The organism is Ruegeria sp. R13_0 (assembly GCF_017743995.1).
In the GTDB taxonomy this organism is placed as follows: Bacteria; Pseudomonadota; Alphaproteobacteria; order Rhodobacterales; family Rhodobacteraceae; genus Ruegeria.
In genome coordinates this window covers 1-16,984 of sequence record NZ_JAGHRB010000031.1, presented here as the reverse complement: position 1 = coordinate 16,984, position 16,984 = coordinate 1, and the positions used below count along the sequence as shown (strand labels likewise).

16 protein-coding genes and 1 pseudogene are annotated in these 16,984 nt (G+C 56.6%); 13 read left to right on the top strand and 4 right to left on the bottom strand.

The genetic code is table 11. The annotated features are described in order from the left end of the window. A pseudogene (locus J7394_RS22235) lies at positions 1-230 on the top strand (MarR family transcriptional regulator); the annotation flags it as partial. A gap of 163 nt (positions 231-393) precedes the next feature. Here the strand turns inward: J7394_RS22235 and J7394_RS22230 are convergent. From J7394_RS22230 to J7394_RS22220, 3 genes are all read right to left on the bottom strand, one after another. Further along, the gene (locus J7394_RS22230; RefSeq protein ID WP_209256149.1) at positions 394-1,767 is read right to left on the bottom strand and encodes an aspartate aminotransferase family protein; all 1,374 of its coding nucleotides are present in this window, start codon (positions 1,765-1,767) and stop codon (positions 394-396) included. A gap of 19 nt (positions 1,768-1,786) precedes the next feature. Beyond that, the gene (locus J7394_RS22225; RefSeq protein ID WP_209256148.1) at positions 1,787-3,271 is read right to left on the bottom strand and encodes an NAD-dependent succinate-semialdehyde dehydrogenase; all 1,485 of its coding nucleotides are present in this window, start codon (positions 3,269-3,271) and stop codon (positions 1,787-1,789) included. Positions 3,272-3,386: 115 nt separating this feature from the next. Next, on the bottom strand, positions 3,387-3,869 hold the full coding sequence (locus J7394_RS22220) for an Lrp/AsnC family transcriptional regulator (RefSeq protein ID WP_371812149.1): 483 nt from the start codon (positions 3,867-3,869) through the stop codon (positions 3,387-3,389). 69 nt (positions 3,870-3,938) lie between these two features. Here J7394_RS22220 and J7394_RS22215 point away from each other — a divergent pair, with 69 nt between their 5' ends. The 10 genes from J7394_RS22215 (at position 3,939) to doeB (ending at position 13,912) form a co-directional block, all read left to right on the top strand. Further along, positions 3,939-5,327, top strand: coding sequence for a PLP-dependent aminotransferase family protein (locus J7394_RS22215; RefSeq protein ID WP_209256146.1), 1,389 nt, complete (start codon positions 3,939-3,941; stop codon positions 5,325-5,327). 176 nt (positions 5,328-5,503) lie between these two features. Beyond that, positions 5,504-6,514 (top strand): TRAP transporter substrate-binding protein DctP, encoded by a 1,011-nt coding sequence (gene dctP / locus J7394_RS22210; protein ID WP_209256145.1) that lies wholly within the window; start codon positions 5,504-5,506, stop codon positions 6,512-6,514. Between the two features lie 127 nt (positions 6,515-6,641). Next, entirely contained in the window at positions 6,642-7,214 is a 573-nt protein-coding gene (locus J7394_RS22205) for a TRAP transporter small permease (protein ID WP_209256144.1), read from the top strand. Between the two features lies 1 nt (position 7,215). Next, complete coding sequence (locus tag J7394_RS22200) at positions 7,216-8,502, top strand: TRAP transporter large permease (protein ID WP_209256143.1); 1,287 nt, start codon at positions 7,216-7,218, stop codon at positions 8,500-8,502. 11 nt (positions 8,503-8,513) lie between these two features. Next, a complete protein-coding gene (locus tag J7394_RS22195; protein WP_170547563.1) occupies positions 8,514-8,951 on the top strand; it encodes a universal stress protein in 438 nt (145 codons plus the stop codon). Between the two features lie 7 nt (positions 8,952-8,958). Continuing rightward, complete coding sequence (gene eutA, locus J7394_RS22190; protein WP_209256142.1) at positions 8,959-9,723, top strand: ectoine utilization protein EutA; 765 nt, start codon at positions 8,959-8,961, stop codon at positions 9,721-9,723. A gap of 17 nt (positions 9,724-9,740) precedes the next feature. Continuing rightward, on the top strand, positions 9,741-10,730 hold the full coding sequence (gene eutB, locus J7394_RS22185; protein WP_209256141.1) for a hydroxyectoine utilization dehydratase EutB: 990 nt from the start codon (positions 9,741-9,743) through the stop codon (positions 10,728-10,730). Between the two features lies 1 nt (position 10,731). Then, positions 10,732-11,724, top strand: coding sequence for an ectoine utilization protein EutC (gene eutC / locus J7394_RS22180; protein WP_209256140.1), 993 nt, complete (start codon positions 10,732-10,734; stop codon positions 11,722-11,724). A gap of 11 nt (positions 11,725-11,735) precedes the next feature. Next, positions 11,736-12,923 (top strand): ectoine hydrolase DoeA, encoded by a 1,188-nt coding sequence (gene doeA / locus J7394_RS22175; RefSeq protein ID WP_209256139.1) that lies wholly within the window; start codon positions 11,736-11,738, stop codon positions 12,921-12,923. Beyond that, positions 12,920-13,912 carry a N(2)-acetyl-L-2,4-diaminobutanoate deacetylase DoeB gene (doeB, locus tag J7394_RS22170; RefSeq protein ID WP_209256138.1) on the top strand — a complete coding sequence of 331 codons (993 nt, stop codon included), beginning with the start codon at positions 12,920-12,922 and terminating at the stop codon, positions 13,910-13,912. Before doeA ends, doeB begins: the two co-directional genes overlap by 4 nt. A 363-nt stretch (positions 13,913-14,275) precedes the next feature. On the opposite strand, the gene J7394_RS22165 is transcribed toward doeB, so the two are convergent. Then, entirely contained in the window at positions 14,276-15,178 is a 903-nt protein-coding gene (locus J7394_RS22165; protein WP_209256137.1) for a LysR family transcriptional regulator, read from the bottom strand. A 101-nt stretch (positions 15,179-15,279) separates the two neighbouring features. On the opposite strand from J7394_RS22165, the gene J7394_RS22160 reads away from it, so the two are divergent. Continuing rightward, positions 15,280-16,005 (top strand): SDR family NAD(P)-dependent oxidoreductase, encoded by a 726-nt coding sequence (locus J7394_RS22160; RefSeq protein WP_209256136.1) that lies wholly within the window; start codon positions 15,280-15,282, stop codon positions 16,003-16,005. Positions 16,006-16,030: 25 nt separating this feature from the next. Continuing rightward, the gene (locus tag J7394_RS22155) at positions 16,031-16,801 is read left to right on the top strand and encodes an SDR family oxidoreductase (protein ID WP_209256135.1); all 771 of its coding nucleotides are present in this window, start codon (positions 16,031-16,033) and stop codon (positions 16,799-16,801) included. Positions 16,802-16,984 lie beyond the last annotated feature (183 nt).

The following is a 16,984-nucleotide window of genomic DNA, read 5'->3' as shown; positions in this document are numbered from 1 at the left end:
TGACCGACCGACGGCAGACCAACATCCTGATCACGGATCGCGGGCGGCAAACCCTGGAGGACGCTCCAGATCCGCTGCAACAGCTCTATGTGCAGCGGTTCAAGCAGATGGAGGACTGGGAGCAGGCAATGCTTGTTGCCGCGCTCGAAAGGGTTGCAACGATGCTGGACGCCGAAGATCTTCAGGCCGGCGCGATCCTGACAACTGGCGATTTGAACAAGACGGAATAAAAATCGGGCCGGAATGACCGGCCCAATCCGGACCTTGCCGATCTTGTCAAGCGCTGCGATGCAGCTTCATCAGACTGGACTTTGGCTGAAACTGCGAAATCAGGAGCTGACGCCCAAGCACGTTCGAATAGTGACTCTGCGGTGTGGCAACGAAAAGATGAGCCTATGCAAAGTCGGTGGAAGCAACCGCTCGGCGTGTTGCCTCGACGATCCGGTCGGCCTCGTCGCGCGTGAGGCATAGTGGAGGGGCGAATCCCAGTATGTCGCCTTGCGGCATGGCTCTTGCGATGACGCCTTCCCCCAAGAGCGCTCCAGCGACTTTTGCACCGATGCTTTTGCCGGGCTCAAAGAACGACCGGGATGAAGGATCACGCGCGAATTCGACGGCGCAGAGCATACCCTCGCCGCGTATTTCAACGACGTTTGGATGATTACCCAAGGCTTTTTGCATCTCGGCATTCAGATAGGCGCCGGTGGTACCTGCGTTGCTTGTCAGTTCCAGCTTGTCGATCAGTTGTAGATTGGCAATTCCCGCGGCCGCTCCGATAGGGTGAGCCGAGTAAGTCCATCCGTGACCGATGGGGCCGTTTTCATCTGTCCCCTGTTCCAGAACAGACCACAACTTTTCGGACACGATCGAACCGGATAGCGGCGCGTAGGCCGAGGTCAGGCCTTTGGCGATTGTGATGATATCCGGCTGCAATCCATAGTGCGTCGAGCCGAACATGCTGCCGAGCCGTCCGAAGCCGGTGACCACCTCATCCGCGATCAGCAGAATATCGTATTTGTTCAGCACTTCCTGAATGGCCGCCCAATACCCTTCAGGCGGCGGGACGATCCCGCCGGTTCCAAGGATGGGTTCTCCAATGAACGCAGCAATCGTGTCGGGCCCTTCGGCGAGGATCAGGTCTTCGAGACGCGCGGCGCACCAGTTGGAAAATTCCTGTTCGCTCATGCCAGCCTCGGGGCGGCGCAGGTAATAAGGTGCTTCGGTATGAATCACCTGAGCCAGCGGCAAGTCGAATTTTTTGTGGAAGAGTTCGAGCCCGGTGAGCGACCCGGTCATCAGGCCCGATCCGTGGTACCCCCGCCACCGGCTGATGATCTTCTTCTTTTCAGGGCGTCCAAGGATGTTGTTGTAGTACCAGACGAGCTTGATGTTGGTCTCATTCGCATCGGAGCCGCCCAGTCCGAAGTATACCTTGGACATATGATCCGGCGCGCGATCCAGAATCATTTTGGCTAGCGTGATCGACGCCTCTGTACCATGGCCGACATAGGCGTGATAGTAAGCAAGCTCTTTGGCTTGTTCGGCAATTGCGTCGGCTATTTCCTGTCGTCCATAGCCGACGTTGACGCAATAGAGCCCGGCAAACGCGTCCAGCATACGCTTGCCATCGCGGTCTTCGATATACACACCTTCCCCGCCTGTGATGACTCGAGACGGCGTGTCGCCGCGCGCATGGTTGGCCAGATGTGTTGAGGGGTGAAAGAAATTCTCGCGATCCCATGCGGCCAGTTGATCATTTGTCAGCATTGTTTTTTCCTCGCCTTTGTCACGCCCAGTCGCGGCAGACATATTTGATTTCTGTGAAAGCCTCGAGCCCTTGTCTGGCGCCTTCGCGCCCAAGCCCGGACTGTTTGACGCCGCCGAACGGGATCGGCGCGCCGGTAATTTTGGTCCGGTTCACGGCAACCATGCCGAATTGCAAGGCCCGGCTTGTTCGGTAAATCCGGCGCGGGTCCTGAGTATGGACATACGCGACCAGCCCGTATTCCGTCGCATTTGCGATCTCGACCGCCTCGCCCTCGGCATCGAAGGGCGTGATGGCTGCCACCGGGCCAAATGTCTCTTCGTGGAATATCTTTGCGTATGTCGGCACATCGCTAAGGACAGTGGCCTCAAAGAACAAGGGGCCTTTGTCTGATACTTGCCCCCCGAGCAGGCAGTGTGCGCCCTGCGCGACAGCGTCTTCGACCTGTTCGATTTGTTTTGCGACAGCTGCCGCGTTCATCAGCGGGCCGAGATCCGGATCGTTGATCCCCGCATCCATTGAAAGCGCCGCTGTGGCTTTGACGAACCGGTCGACAAATTCATCATAGATGGGGCGGGCAACAAGGAACCGGTTGGCGCCGAGGCAATCCTGACCGGTAGTTGCGAATTTCGCGTTGATGGCTTCGCGCACAGCGACGTCCAGATCGGCATCTTCGAAAACGATGAAGGGGGCGTGCCCACCAAGTTCCAGGACCAGCCGTTTAACGGTTTCCGCCGACCGGGCATAAAGCATCCGCCCAATTTCGGTGCTGCCGGTGAAGGACAGCGCCCGAACCCGGGTGTCGGTCAGCCAGGGCTCGACGATTGTCGCAGGGTCTCCGGTGGCAACATTGAAGACGCCGTCCGGAAAACCCGCACGATCTGCGAGCTCGGCGAGGGCCAGCGCGGAAAAAGGTGTCTCTTTCGACGGGTGGACAAGCACGCTGCAGCCCGCAGCGATGGCTGCTGCCGCCTTTCGGGTGATCATCGCGCAGGGGAAATTCCACGGTGTGATCAGGGCCGCAACACCGACCGGTTCGCGCCAAAGTTCGACTTCGGCTGTGTTCAGATGCGACGTGACCCCTTCGATATTGGGTCGGCGGGTTTCTTCTGCGTAGAATTCAACAAATGATGCAGCATAGTCGATTTCGCCGCGCGCCTCCGAGATTGGCTTGCCCTGCTCGGCAGTCATGATTTGCGCGAGGTCCTCTCGGTTGGCCACAATCAGATCATGCCATTTGCGCAGCACCTTTGCCCGGTCCTGCGGCAGCGATTTTGCCCAGGACGTGAAGGCGCGATGGGCTACATTGACCGCGCCTGCGCTGTCTTCGCCATCAATCGCGGCGACCTGGCCCAGCACATGTCCTGTGGCCGGATCGTTGACGCCAAATTCTTCTCGGCGGCGTCCGGCAATCCACTGATTTCCGACATAGGCGAAATGCCTGAGCAGTGACGCATCAGCCAGATCAACCGTTGGAGCGTGAGTAAGGTCAGTTTCTGCAAGCATGGGTGCAACTCCTGGACAAAGGCTGCACCCTTGTTAGCGCGAGACGCCGCAGAGGGTGTTTCTGATTGTGGGGCTTTGGGCAGACGATTTCTCTGAAATCAGCCGGGGAAAGGCATCACTTTTTCTGTGTGCCATCGAGGACGGCAAACGGGGGTGCGCTGGCCTTGACGGTCGATGTGACGATGTAAGTGAAGTATCGCGCCAGCCCGAGATCGGCGTGCAGAAGCGTGTCTATGAAGCGTTGATAAGTGTCTACGTCTTTCGTCACAACTTGCAGGATGTAGTCAAACCCACCACCTAATGCCCAGCAGGCGGTGACCTCATCGCGCTGGATAACCGTGTCTTCGAAGGCGCGAAAATCCTGCGCCCTGTGTCGTTCCAATTCGACGGTAACGAATATCGTGACGCTTGGGCCAATCGCCGAAAGCTCGATATCCGCGCGGTAGCCCCGGATCAGCCCTGAATTCTCCAATCGTTTCAAACGCTCCCAACAGGGTGTCGGAGAGAGGTTCACGCGCTTGGCGAGCTCGGTTTTCGATATCCGACCCTCGCGGCTCAGGATGCGTAGGATTTCAAGGTCCCGATTGTCAAGTTGAATGCTCATATGAAACCAATCCGAAATCGGAATGTACTTGTCAATTGTATTGGTATTATTCAGGATAATATCATGACAAAATGGCCGATTCAAAAACAAGACCTTGTGCGCCCAGCCTACCGCTCGCTTGCGAGAAAACTGGTTGAGGCGATTGAGAGCGGTGATTTGCCCGCAGGAACGCAGCTTCCGACCCATCGGGCGCTGTCGTATGAGCTGGAGCTGAGTGTTCAGACAGTCAGCCGTGCCTATGACGAGTTGAGCCGTTTGGGCTTTATCAGCGGAGAGGTCGGACGCGGCAGCTTTGTGCGTGGGCGCGATGGTGATGCTCAGGTGCCGTGGAATCGCGCGTCGGGTGGTTTGGACATTATTGACCTCTCAATGCTCGCCCCTGTCACCGGTGACATCCACGCAGAATGCATGGCCCGAACGCTGAGCGAGTTGTCCAAGGACCTGCCGCAAAGCACGCTCGTTTCCTTTCGACCGCGCTCTACTCTGGAGCGGCATGTAACAGAAGCCGCGCGTTGGATCACAGCAGGCGGGGTGCCGGTCGACCCTGAGCGCATTATTCCGACAAACGGCAATACGGCGGCCATGAGTGTCGCGTTGCAAACAGCCGCCTTGCCAGGTGAGTTGATTGTGACCGAGACGCTGGGTCATCATACCCTTAAATCGCTGACTTCAACGCTGGGTCTGCGCCTGCAGGGTTTGTCCATTGACGCAGAAGGTGTCGTGCCCGAGGCGTTTGAAGCAGCCTGCAAAGGTGAAGCTGTCAAAGCTTTGTTTTTAATGCCATCCGGCCTCGGCCCGACTTGCGCCTTCGCAAGCGCTGAACGCAGGCAGGCCTTGTGTGACATCGCAAAGAAGTATGGTGTCTGGATCATCGAAAGCGATGCCTGGGGTCCGATCAACCCTGCAAGATCCCCGGCCTTTGCTGAACTGGCGCCGGATCAAACTTTCTACTTTACCGGGGTGACGAAATGCCTGCTGCCCGGGTTACGACTTGGCTGGCTGGTGGTTCCGGACTCGATGATATCGGCCGCGCGGAATCGGCATCTTGTTACGAATTGGATGGCGACACCCCTTATGGCCGAGATCGCCACGCGTTGGATCGTAGATGGAACGGCGCAAACCCTTTTGAAGTGGCAAAGGAAAAATCTTGACCGCAGAAACGCGATCGTGAGATCTAAGTTCGGCCCGCTTGATTTCGCCTCTTCGCCATATGGAATGCACGTCTGGCTTCCACTGCCCGAGCCGTGGAAAGCGCGGGATTTTGTCGAACATGCGCGCAACGAAGGTGTCGCGGTTGCGGCGTCCTCGAATTTTCGGACCGGAGAAGAGGCCGCGCCGGAAGCCGTCCGCATATGTGTCGGAATCGGGACAGAGCAAGAGCTTGCAAAAGGATTGAGCATTATTGCCCGTTTGGCAGGCAATTCACCGGAACCGGCGCTCCTCGCAATCTGAGTTTGCACGGAAACGCTGGATAAAATTGTCATGATTTAATAAAAAAATTGACATGATTTGATTTTCCACAAAAGCATTGGCGGCGTCAGGGTCGGATGATTTGTCATGCGCCCTCGAAGTTACAAACGGCCGATCAGGGCCAACCTGAGACGCGCCAATGAAACAGGGAGTCAAACATGACAATTAAGAAAATTGCTGCAGCAGCGTCCGCACTCGCAATGCTGGTCGGAGCGACCTCGGCCAGTGCCGACAACTGGCGCTATGCCATGGAAGAGGCGCTGACTGATCCGCAGGGAATGTATGCGCTGAAGTTCAAAGAGGTGATCGAAGCCAATTCCGATCATACCGTTCAGATTTTCCCCATCGGTTCGCTTGGGGAATCCGCTGATGCCATGGAACAGGCACAGGCCGGATTGCTTCAGTTCATCGACCAGTCGCCGGGCTTTACTGGCGCAATGATCCCCGAGGCCGAAGCGTTTCTGGTGCCGTATGTTCAGCCGACAGATCCGCAGGAAGTTCGCAAGTTCTTCAAAGAGGGCGTCGCGGTCAACGAGATGTTCCACGACAGCTATCGCGAACAGGGTCTGGAGCTGTTGGCGATGTTCCCCGAGGGCGAAATGGTCGTGACCACCATGGAAGAATTCCGCACCCCCGAAGATATGGAGGGTATGAAAATTCGCACCATGACGTCGCCATTGCTGCTGGAGACATACAAAGCTTTTGGTGCGTCTCCGATTGCTATGCCATGGGGTGAACTGATCGGGGCCTTAAAAACCAACATGGTTGACGGCCAGGAAAACCCCACGGTCTGGATCGAAGCCTATGATCTGGATAACCTCACCAAGGTCATGACCTACACCGGTCACGGACAATATACGACAGCCGTAATGGCAAATGCCGAATTTTACGACGGGCTGAGCGACGAGGACAAAGCCCTTGTGCAAAAGGCATCGCAGGAAGCTTTGGATTACATTCTGGACGTGGCGGTCGAACTGGACGCCACCGGCCTGAAAAAGATCCAGGAATCCAATCCCGACTATAAGATTGTGCGCCTGACGGACGAAGAGCGCGAAGCGTTCAAAGAGCGGGCCAAATTGGTGGAAGCTGCATTTATCGAGCGGGCAGGACCGCGGGGTGAGGCTATCCTTGAACAGATGAAGAAAGATCTGGAAGCGGCGCGGCAATAGGCTGCGCTAGAGGAACCAAACCATTCACGGTGCGGTGTACTGCGGGCCCTTTCAAAAATTCTGGAGCCCGCAGGCCGTCTAAAAAATCAAAGTGATGCGCCGGGTCGGCTGGCACTGGGGAGAGACGATGAACAATACGCCAGACAAAAAAAGCGGCGTGACGGGTCTGATCGACAGTTTGGACAATGGCATTGCCGCGCTGGAACGTGTGATCATGGCCATCGGCGTGATCCTGATGGCCGTGAATACCATTGCCAATGTCATCAGCCGGTTTCTGTTCAATCACTCAATCATCTTTGCCGAAGAGCTGAACAGCATTTTCATTTTGTTAGTTACGTTTGCTGGACTTGGATACGCCGCCCGACATGGGCGCCATATTCGGATGTCGGCCATTTCTGATGCTATGCCTAAACGCATCCGGAAGGTTTTGATGATCGTCATCACGGGGGTCACTTCGATACTGCTGCTGCTTCTGGCTTGGTATGCGGTGCAATACATCGTCAGTATTCAATCGAAGGGGCGCGTTTATCCCGCGCTTGGATTTCCTGTCTATCTCAGCTTTCTTTGGGTTCCTGTCGGGCTGCTCGTCTCGGGCATTCAGTACGCATTGACCTGCCTTCAAAACCTCAAAGAGCCGGACATCTATCTGTCCACTGATCTGCGCGAAGCGGATGCGCAGGAACTGGAATTGGAGCTTTAATATGGCCCTGTTGATGTTTTCCGTAATGGTCGTGCTTCTGCTGCTAGGCTTTCCGATGATGGTTCCGCTAATTGCCGGAGCGTTCATCGGTGTCGTTCAATTGTTCGGCTCCATCGATAAGACCGAGTTTCTGGTTCAACAGATGCTTGGGGGAATCCGACCCGCGTCTTTGATCGCCGTGCCTATGTTCATATTGGCAGCGGACATCATGACACGGGGCCAGTCTGCAGGCCGTTTGATCGATATGGTCATGGCCTTTGTCCGCCACATTCGAGGGGGTCTGGCGGTCAGCACTGCGACGGCCTGCGCCTTGTTTGGCGCTGTGTCGGGTTCCACCCAGGCAACCGTTGTCGCAGTGGGTACGCCCCTGCGGCCCCGGATGCTCAAAGGGGGATACAAGGATTCGTTCATCCTCGCCCTCATCGTGAATTCGAGCGACATCGCATTTCTGATCCCGCCCAGCATCGGGATGATCATCTATGGTGTGGTGGCAAAAGCATCCATTCCGGAACTGTTCATTGCGGGTCTTGGGCCGGGCATTCTGATCCTGATCATGTTTTCGATCTACAGTGTTATCTATGCCAAACTGAACGATGTCCCGACCGAGCCGAAAGCCTCCTGGCGTGAGCGGTTGATCGCAATTCGCGGAGCCTTGTGGCCACTGGGTTTTCCCGTGCTGATCATTGGCGGGATTTTCTTCGGTATTTTCAGCCCGACAGAGGCGGCTGCAATCAGCGTTGCCTATGCGCTCTTCCTGGAAGTGGTGATTTTCAGAACCATGAAAATCACGGACCTTTATCAAACGGCCCTGTCGACTGGAATGGTGACCGCCGTGGTCTTTATCCTTGTCGGTGCCGGGGCGGCATTTGCCTGGGTTTTGTCCTTCGCGCAAATCCCGCAGCAGCTGCTGGGGGCACTTGGAATTGACCAGATGGGTCAGATCGGTGTGTTGTTCACAATTGCGATCGCATTCTTCATCGGCTGCATGTTCGTGGACCCGATCGTCGTGATCTTGATCTTTGTTCCAATCTTTGCACCTGTTGTCGCGCAAACCGGACTTGATCCGATCCTGGTTGGCACATTGATCACGCTGCAGGCCGCAATCGGGTCTGCCACGCCACCCTTTGGATGCGATATCTTTACCGCGGTGGCGGTGTTCAAGCGGCCCTATCTTGAGGTCATCCGAGGAACACCACCTTTCGTGTTCATGCTTCTTACCGTCTCGGTTCTTTTGATCTTCTTCCCACAACTGGCGCTTTTCCTGCGCGATGTGGCCTTTGGCAAATAGGGGGCTGACGCATGTTTACATCAATACTGGCCGCATTTGACGGGTCCGAAGGCGCAGTCGCGGCAGTTCAAAAGGCTGCGGAGCTAGCGAAACTATCGGGCGCTGAACTCACGATATTAACCCTCTATCGGCACCATTCGGTACTCGAGGGGTCAATGTATGTAACAGACGTTGAACAGCCCGATAACATTGACGAAATCATGCGCGAGCGTTCCAAGGAAATCGCAGAAAATGGCGCATCAATCGCCCGAAAAGCAGGCTGCGAGAACATACGTGCCTTCGTCAAGGGCGGGCCCGTTGCGCGCACAATCGTCGGCTTCTCGCAAGAGCATCAGAACGACCTGATTGTCATGGGAAGCCGTGGTTTGGGATCAATCGAGGGGTATCTGCTGGGAAGCGTTTCGCACAAGGTGACAAGCCTGGCACAATGCCCTGTACTTGTGGTTTGAGGTAGAAATGGAATTGTCCATAAAGTCTTCGATTTCATCCGTTGCATCCCGTCTCGACACCCGCCCCGTTGCAAAGCGTATCGGATTGGTCGCTCTGGCCACCGATCACACGACCGAGGTTGATTTTTCGCGGATGCTGCGAGGTCAGGATGTTGGCGTCTATGTGAATCGTATCGCGTTCGAAAACCCGACCACTCACGAAAGTCTTATGCGGACCGGCCCGCGTCTAACTGCTGCCGCGGCCGACATTCTGCCGGGTGAGGCGCTAGATGTTCTGGTCTATGGATGCACCGCCGCCTCTGTGGTTCTTGGCAACGACACGGTGGCCGAACACATGAACAGGGCCAAGCCCGGCGTGCCATGCGTGACCCCGAGTTCCGCCGCCTTTGATGCTTTCGACGCGTTGGGCGTTAGGAAGGTCAGTGTTCTGACCCCCTACACGCAGGATGTAACAGAGTCCCTTTCTGCCTATTTCTCGCAACGCAGCGCCACCGTTGTGAACGCCGCCTGTTTCGGGCTGACCGATGACCGCGAAATGGCGCGTATATCCAAAGAAAGCATTGTCGAGGGCGGGGCTGCTGCCTGCGCCGATGATGCCGATGCGCTTTTCATTTCCTGCACCGCCGTTCGGGCCGCCGGATGTGTCGAGGAATTGGAGGAGCGGCTGAGCAAGCCGGTTGTGACGTCCAATCAGGCAATGGTCTGGCGGTGCATGAGGCATCTGGGGATACCCTCTGACGTGCCACACGGCGGCTTGCTGTTTAAGACGTAACATGCTCGGAATAAGCAATGAAATCTGAAATCACTCTTCAGGACAGCCATTCGGCGCGGCAGCGCATTTCTGGCCATGTCCGGACCACTCCGATTGCCGCCTCACCCAGCCTGAGCGCGACAACCGGTGGTACCATAGAACTCAAATTAGAGCAGCTGCAAAAAACCGGCAGTTTCAAACTTCGCGGCGCGTCCAACGCTGTGTTGTCGCTGACCGAAGCCGAACGTGCGCACGGCGTAGTCGGTGTCTCCACCGGCAATCACGGTCGTGGTCTGGCATACGCGGCAAAACAAGCGGGCGTCCGGTGCATCATCTGCATGTCCGAGCTTGTGCCGCAAAACAAGGTAGACGGGATCAAGGCAGAAGGGGCCGAGGTGCGTATCGTCGGGCGATCACAGGATGATGCTCAGCTGGAAGTCGATAAGCTCGTTGCCGAAGGCATGGTGATGTTGCCGCCGTTTGATCACCCTCAGATCATCGCAGGACAAAGCACACTGGCGCTTGAGATGCTTGAACAGTCGTCAGATCCCGATACCGTACTGGTCCCCTTATCCGGCGGTGGGCTGATTTCTGGAGTAGGCATGGTCATCAAAAGGCTGAGTCCATCGACCCGCGTGATTGGTGTTTCGATGGAGCGCGGTGCCGCCATGTATGAAAGCCAACAGGCGGGCAAGCCCATTATGGTCCCCGAGCTTCCAACCCTCGCGGATAGCCTCGGCGGCGGGGTCGGGCTGGACAACGAATACACTTTTTCAATGACCCGTAGCTTTGTCGACGAGATCGTTCTGGTCAGTGAGGCAGAGATCGCCGCAGCCATCCGCCACGCCTATTGGCAAGAGCGTCAGGTCATCGAAGGATCGGGCAGTGTTGGGATTGCCGCGCTGATGTCGGGAAAAATCAAAGAACCCAGCAAATGCATCGTCGTCGTTTCGGGACAGAATATTGATATGAACCTGCATCATCGGATCATTTCCGGCGAAGATGTAGATGTGGCGCAGGAGAGTTGAGTTGCCAGAAATCAAAATACTGACCGAGGCAGATCTTCGCACGCTGGTTCCACTGGACACCGACGCGATTGACTGCGTTGAACAGGGGTTCGCCGTGCTGGCCGGAGGCAGCGTCGTGATGCCCCCGATCATGACGTTGATGGTTCCGGACCATAATGGCGAAGTGTGCGTGAAGTCCGCCTATGTCCCCGGCATTGACAGTTTTGCCATGAAGATGAGCCCAGGGTTTTTCGACAACCCCAAATTGGGCTTGCCAAGCACATCCGGGTTGATGGTGTTGTTTTCTTCCAAGACGGGTATTCTCGAAGCTCTGCTGCTGGATAACGGCTACCTCACGGATGTCCGCACCGCCGCCGCCGGAGCCGTGGCCGCGCGTCACTTGGCAAAAGAAGACGCAAGCAGGGTCTGTGTCATCGGGGCCGGAGTTCAAGCCAGATTGCAATTGAAGGCTCTTGCTCTTGTACGACCGATCGCAAACGCAGTGATCTGGGCGCGAGACAATTCAAAGGCCGATGCCCTGGCGACCGAACTGCGGGATGAGATGGGGATCGACGTAAGTGCGAAGGAGGACGTCGCTGCTGCTGTATCCTCGGCGGATATCGTCGTGACCACCACGCCCGCTTCCACGCCTCTAGTCATGTCGGACTGGTTGCGACCGGGGCAGTTGGTCATCGCGATGGGGTCGGATCAGGAACACAAGGTCGAGCTGGAACCGGGCTGTCTGGCCCACGCGGACCTGTACGTACCGGATAGTCAATCGCAATGCGCCGTCAAAGGTGAATTGCGCAGCGCCCTAGCCGCAGGTGTTGTTCCTCCCGATAAGCAGTTTGCTGAGTTGGGAGCGATCGTCGTTGGCAATGTGTCTGGTCGGCGGTCAGAAAGCGATATTATCATAGCCGATCTGACGGGCACTGGCGTGCAGGACACCGCCATCGCCACGCTCGCAAGGCAACGCGCCGAGGCCAAAGGCGCGGGCACTACATTCAACAGCTGAAGAAAAACACCATGAACGCACCCATTCTCCATTTCACGCCCGATGAATTCGCAAGCCGCCTGTCCAAGACCCGAACCGCAATGGAGGCTGCCGGGCTGGATGTGCTCATAATATCGGATCCGTCCAATATGGCGTGGCTGACAGGTTATGACGGCTGGTCCTTTTATGTGCATCAGGCTGTTATCGTCGGCACTGATTTCGACCCGATTTGGTTCGGACGCGGACAAGATGCTGCAGGCGCGCGGCGCACAACATGGCTGCCCGAGGCCGACATCATTGGCTACCCGGACCACTATGTGCAATCCACCGAGCGCCATCCGATGGATTATCTCGCGGCGCGTCTGACCGAGCGCGGTCAGGGCAACAAGCGTATCGGCGTCGAGATGGACAATTACTGGTTTTCGGCCAAGGCCTATGCCGCCTTGACCAGCGGTCTGCATGGCGCATCGTTTTTCGATGCAACAGCGTTGGTGAACTGGCAACGCGCCGTAAAGTCCGAGACCGAACTTGACTATATGCGTGTCGCAGGGCGGTTTGTCGAAAAGATGCACAAACGTATCTTCGAAGTGGTTGAGCCGGGTCTTCCAAAGTCGTCGCTCGTGGCCGAGATTTACGATGCCGGTCTGCGCTATGACGACCAGATTGGTGCTGGGGGCGACTATCCCGCGCTTGTCCCGCTTTTGCCGTCCGGAGCGGACGCCGCCGCGCCGCACCTGACCTGGGATGACAAGCCCATGAAGACCGGCGAAGGAACGTTTTTCGAAATCGCGGGCGTGTATCGCAGATATCATTGCCCGCTATCGAGAACAGTTTTTCTTGGCCAGCCGACAAATGACTTTCTCGAAGCCGAGAAAGCGGTTCAAGAGGGGATGGAAGCCGGTCTTGAAGTAGCCCGTGCAGGAAACCTCTGCGAGGACATCGCCAAAGCCTTCTTTGCGGTTTTGTCCCGCCACGGTATCGAGAAAGACAACCGAACAGGCTATCCGATCGGGCTATCTTATCCCCCGGACTGGGGCGAAAGGACCATGAGCCTGCGGGCGGGTGACAAAACGGTTCTGGAACCAAACATGACGTTCCACTTTATGACGGGCCTTTGGATGGACGCATGGGGCTTTGAGATTACCGAGAGCATTGTCATTCGAGATGGTGAACCAGAATTGCTCGCCAATGTTCCACGCAAACTGATGATCAAACCATGACCGCAACCAATCCGATCTCAAGCACTGTTCCCTTCGATCAGGACGGGGAGTTTCATGGCTTTCTGTCTCTTCCGCACAGTCGCGAGGACAGCGCATGGGGCCTTATACAAATTCCGATTTCTGTGTTTCGAAACGGGGATGGCCCAACCGCGCTGCTTACTGGGGCCAACCACGGGGACGAATATGAAGGACCGATTGCGCTCCAGTCGCTTGCACATGATCTGAGCGCCGAAGAGGTGCGCGGCAGGGTGATCATCATTCCTTACATGAACTACCCCGCGTTTCGGGCCGCTAAGCGCATTTCGCCGATTGATGGCCTGAACATGAACCGCATCTTTCCCGGCAAACCGAATGGCACGGTGACCGAGAAGATTGCAGATTACTTCCTGAACCAGCTCATCCCCATGGCCGATATTGTTCTGGACTATCATTCCGGTGGTAAGTCTCTGGACTTTATTCCATTTGCCGCAGCCCACTTGCTTGAGGACAAAACCCAAGAAGCGGCGTGCATCGCCGCGATGGAGGCGTTCGGCGCTCCTTACTCGATGACGCTAAAAGAAATCGACTCCACCGGCATGTACGACACGGCCGTCGAGGACGCCGGTAAGATTTTTGTCTCCACCGAGCTTGGAGGCGGCGGCTCCGCCACAGCACGCTCAGCCGGCATTGCGCGCCGGGGTGCAGAAAATATCCTGAAGCACGTGGGCATTCTGGACGGTGACCCGACAAGCGACGGCTCAACCCGGATTGACACCACCGGCGGCGATTGCTTTCACTTTTCACCCTGCGACGGAATGCTTGAAATGCTGGTCGATCTCGCGAATGACGTGGCCAAGGGCGACGCTATCGCAAGGATATGGCCCTTGGATGGGTCAGGACAAAAGCCTGCAGATGTGATTTCAAATGAGACTGGGATTCTGGCAGCACGACATTTCCCCGGCCTGATCAAGCAGGGCGACTGTCTGGCTGTTGTGGCCATCACTCAGTAACGCTTGGCAGTGTTCTGTTTGTTTGCTCGAAAAACGTCCAATTTGGGCAAATGAGGTTAGTGCGGGACGTATAAAATCAATCCCTCCTGAACGCATTCAAACCGGTTTTACTGAACGCGCTCGACTAAGTGGCATAGGGTTCACCCCGTAATTAGCTGAGTGCAAGACCCGACATTCGCTGCGTCGTGATGAGTGATCAAGTTGGGCTCACAGCCGACCTCCGGGCCCGCGCAGCATTCACAATCGCGAGCCGCAATGGCTCTTCGTGGACGGCCCTTATCGTACCTTCGAAACGCCGTCCGGATGCTGCAGTCGCAGCTCGCTTTCCGGACTTTCGCTGCAATCCTAAATCAGTGGACTGGCTCAAGCATTCGGTTTCAAGGCCGCCCGCAGGAAGTCTATTGTAACGCGCACCTTTCGTGGCAAGTAGTTACGCGAGGGATAAAGGATCCATGCTGCGGTATCAAATTCGGTCGCGGTGCAATCAAGGTCAGGAAACACATCCACCAGGGCCCCGTCTACGAGATCGTCTCTGACCAACCAATCCGCCAGCAATACCGGGCCCAGACCGTCGAGCGCGGCGCGTCGCAGTGATAGAGCGTTGGCGATGATTACGGTTCCGGATACTGGAACTTCAATCGGGCCCTCGCCAATAGATCGAAAGCGCCACCGCGTTCGAAACTCAGGCAGCGCAAACCGAAGGCAATTGTGGTTCTGCAATTCTGTCGGAACCGAAAGTGGGGCACTGCTCCCCAGGTACTCCGGCGACGCCACGACACGATACCTCGTATCCATCAACTTTGTGCTGATGAGATCGCCCGTCGGTTCCGGCGCAAGGCGAATGGCCAAGTCAATGGAGTTTGCCGCCAAATCCAGGTTTGCGTCGCTGGGAAGGATCTCAAGCGAGATGTCAGGGTATTGCGCAGCGAAGTCCGCGAGAAGTGGCACGACGCAGGTGTGAGCAAAGGCAACCGAGGTGGTCAGGCGCACCGTACCTGCAGGGTGGCGGGAGACCTCGCGGGCTTCATCTTGGGCATGATCCAACTCTTCCAGCAGCGGGACAAGCCGGGCAAGGTAGGCCTCCCCCTCCTCCGTGATGGACAAAGATCGTGTTGAGCGTTGGAACAACCGCAGCCCCAAGTCCGCCTCCACGGTGGCAACGCTGCGTGACACCGACGACGGGTCCACTGAGAGTACGCGCGCGGCGGCAGCAAAGCTCCCCTGTTGGGCAACAAGCGCGACGATCTTCAGAGCTTCGGTATCCATTCGTGCGATTTTTTGCACGGCTACCTTTCTAATAGAAGTATTTTTCGGCGATTTTTACATGAGTATTTCCGGTACATCGCAACGCTACTTGAAGAGCACCCATGCAAATCGAAAACTCAGTCGCGCTGGTCACCGGAGCAAATCGCGGCGTTGGTCGCCACCATGTCGCTCAGCTGATCGAGCACTGCGCAGCCAGAGTCTATGCTGCCTCCCGCAATGTGGACACCCTCAGTGAGACGATCGAGCTCGACCCTCAGCGCGTTGTATCGCTCGCGCTGGATGTCACCAACACATCCATGATCGAAGCGGTTGCAAGCACGGTAAACGACGTCACACTTTTGATCAACAACGCAGGGTCGCTGACCTTTGGCGGTGCGCTTGATGTAACCGATGCGGGCCTCGCTCAGGATATGGCCGTGAACTATGACGGCCTCCGCGGCATGACCCGAACCTTTGCGCCGATCATCGAATCGAACGGTGGTGGTGCTATCGTCAACATGCTGACGCTGATGTCCTTTATCAGCGCGCCCGGCTTTGCAGGTTACAATGCGTCAAAGGCGGCGGCGTGGTCTATGGCCATGTCCTTGCGCGCTTACCTTCGTCCAAAGGATATTCAGGTCATTAACGCGTTCCCTGCTGGTATCGACACCGACATGCTCGCTGGTATCGATGCGCCAAAAGATAACCCCGAGGCCGTAGTCCGCGATATATTGGCCGCCGTGGTTGTGGATCAAGAGGACATTTACCCGGCTTCGGCCTCAGATGTTTTTGACGCTTGGCGTGCGGATCAGAAATCCATCGAAGCGGCATTCGCCGAAATGATGTGATCTCAGGGAGCATAGGAATAGTCATATGAACCAAATCAGCAACAAAACCGTCGTGATCACAGGTGCCAGCCGCGGGATTGGTGAAGCTGCTGCTCGGCACTTTGCCAACACAGGCGCGCATGTCGTGCTTGCCGCACGCTCCGAAGCGCGGATCCACGCAATCGCGAAAGAGATAAACGAGGGCGGTGGCACTGCTACTGCAATCCGCTGCGACGTGAGCCAGCCTGCCGATATTGAGGTGCTGATCAACACGGCTATTGAAAAGACCGGCTCAATCGACGTGCTGATCAACAATGCAGGTGTGATTGATCCGATTGCACGACTAGCCGACAGTGACCCGGAAGCTTGGAGCCAGATAGTTGATGTCAATTTCAAGGGCGTGTACCACGGGCTGCGTTACGCTATCCCAGAGATGTTGCGCGGTGGCGGTGGGACGATCATCAACATCAGCTCCGGTGCCGCGACAAGCGCGCTCGAAGGCTGGAGCCACTACTGCGCGACCAAAGCGGCGGTCTTAGCGCTGACCCGTGTGGCGCATAAGGAATATGGCGATCAAGGTGTGCGTGTTGTTGGCCTGAGCCCCGGGACGGTCGCGACCGATATGCAAGTTACAATCAAAGCATCCGGCATCAACCCTGTTAGCCAGCTTGATCTGGACGCGCACATTCCTCCTGAGTGGGTGGCCAAGGCACTAATGTGGCTCTGTGGCCCGGAAGCCGACCCGCATCTTGGCACCGACTTCTCCATCAAAACTGACCAAGGGCGCGCTGCCGTGGGCCTTGTGGCGACCGCCTAACGGCAAGTTGACTCAGTGATTTCGAAACAAAGGCTGCTCTCGCGAGCGGCCCAAAGCGGATGAGGTGGATGGCTCCTGCTCCACCGGCATCGAACGTGCCAAAGTGCAGTTGTCATCGACTGCTAGGAAAGGAGCCACCCAATGACAGTAAAGACTGTGGGCCTGGATTTGGCCAAGGACGTT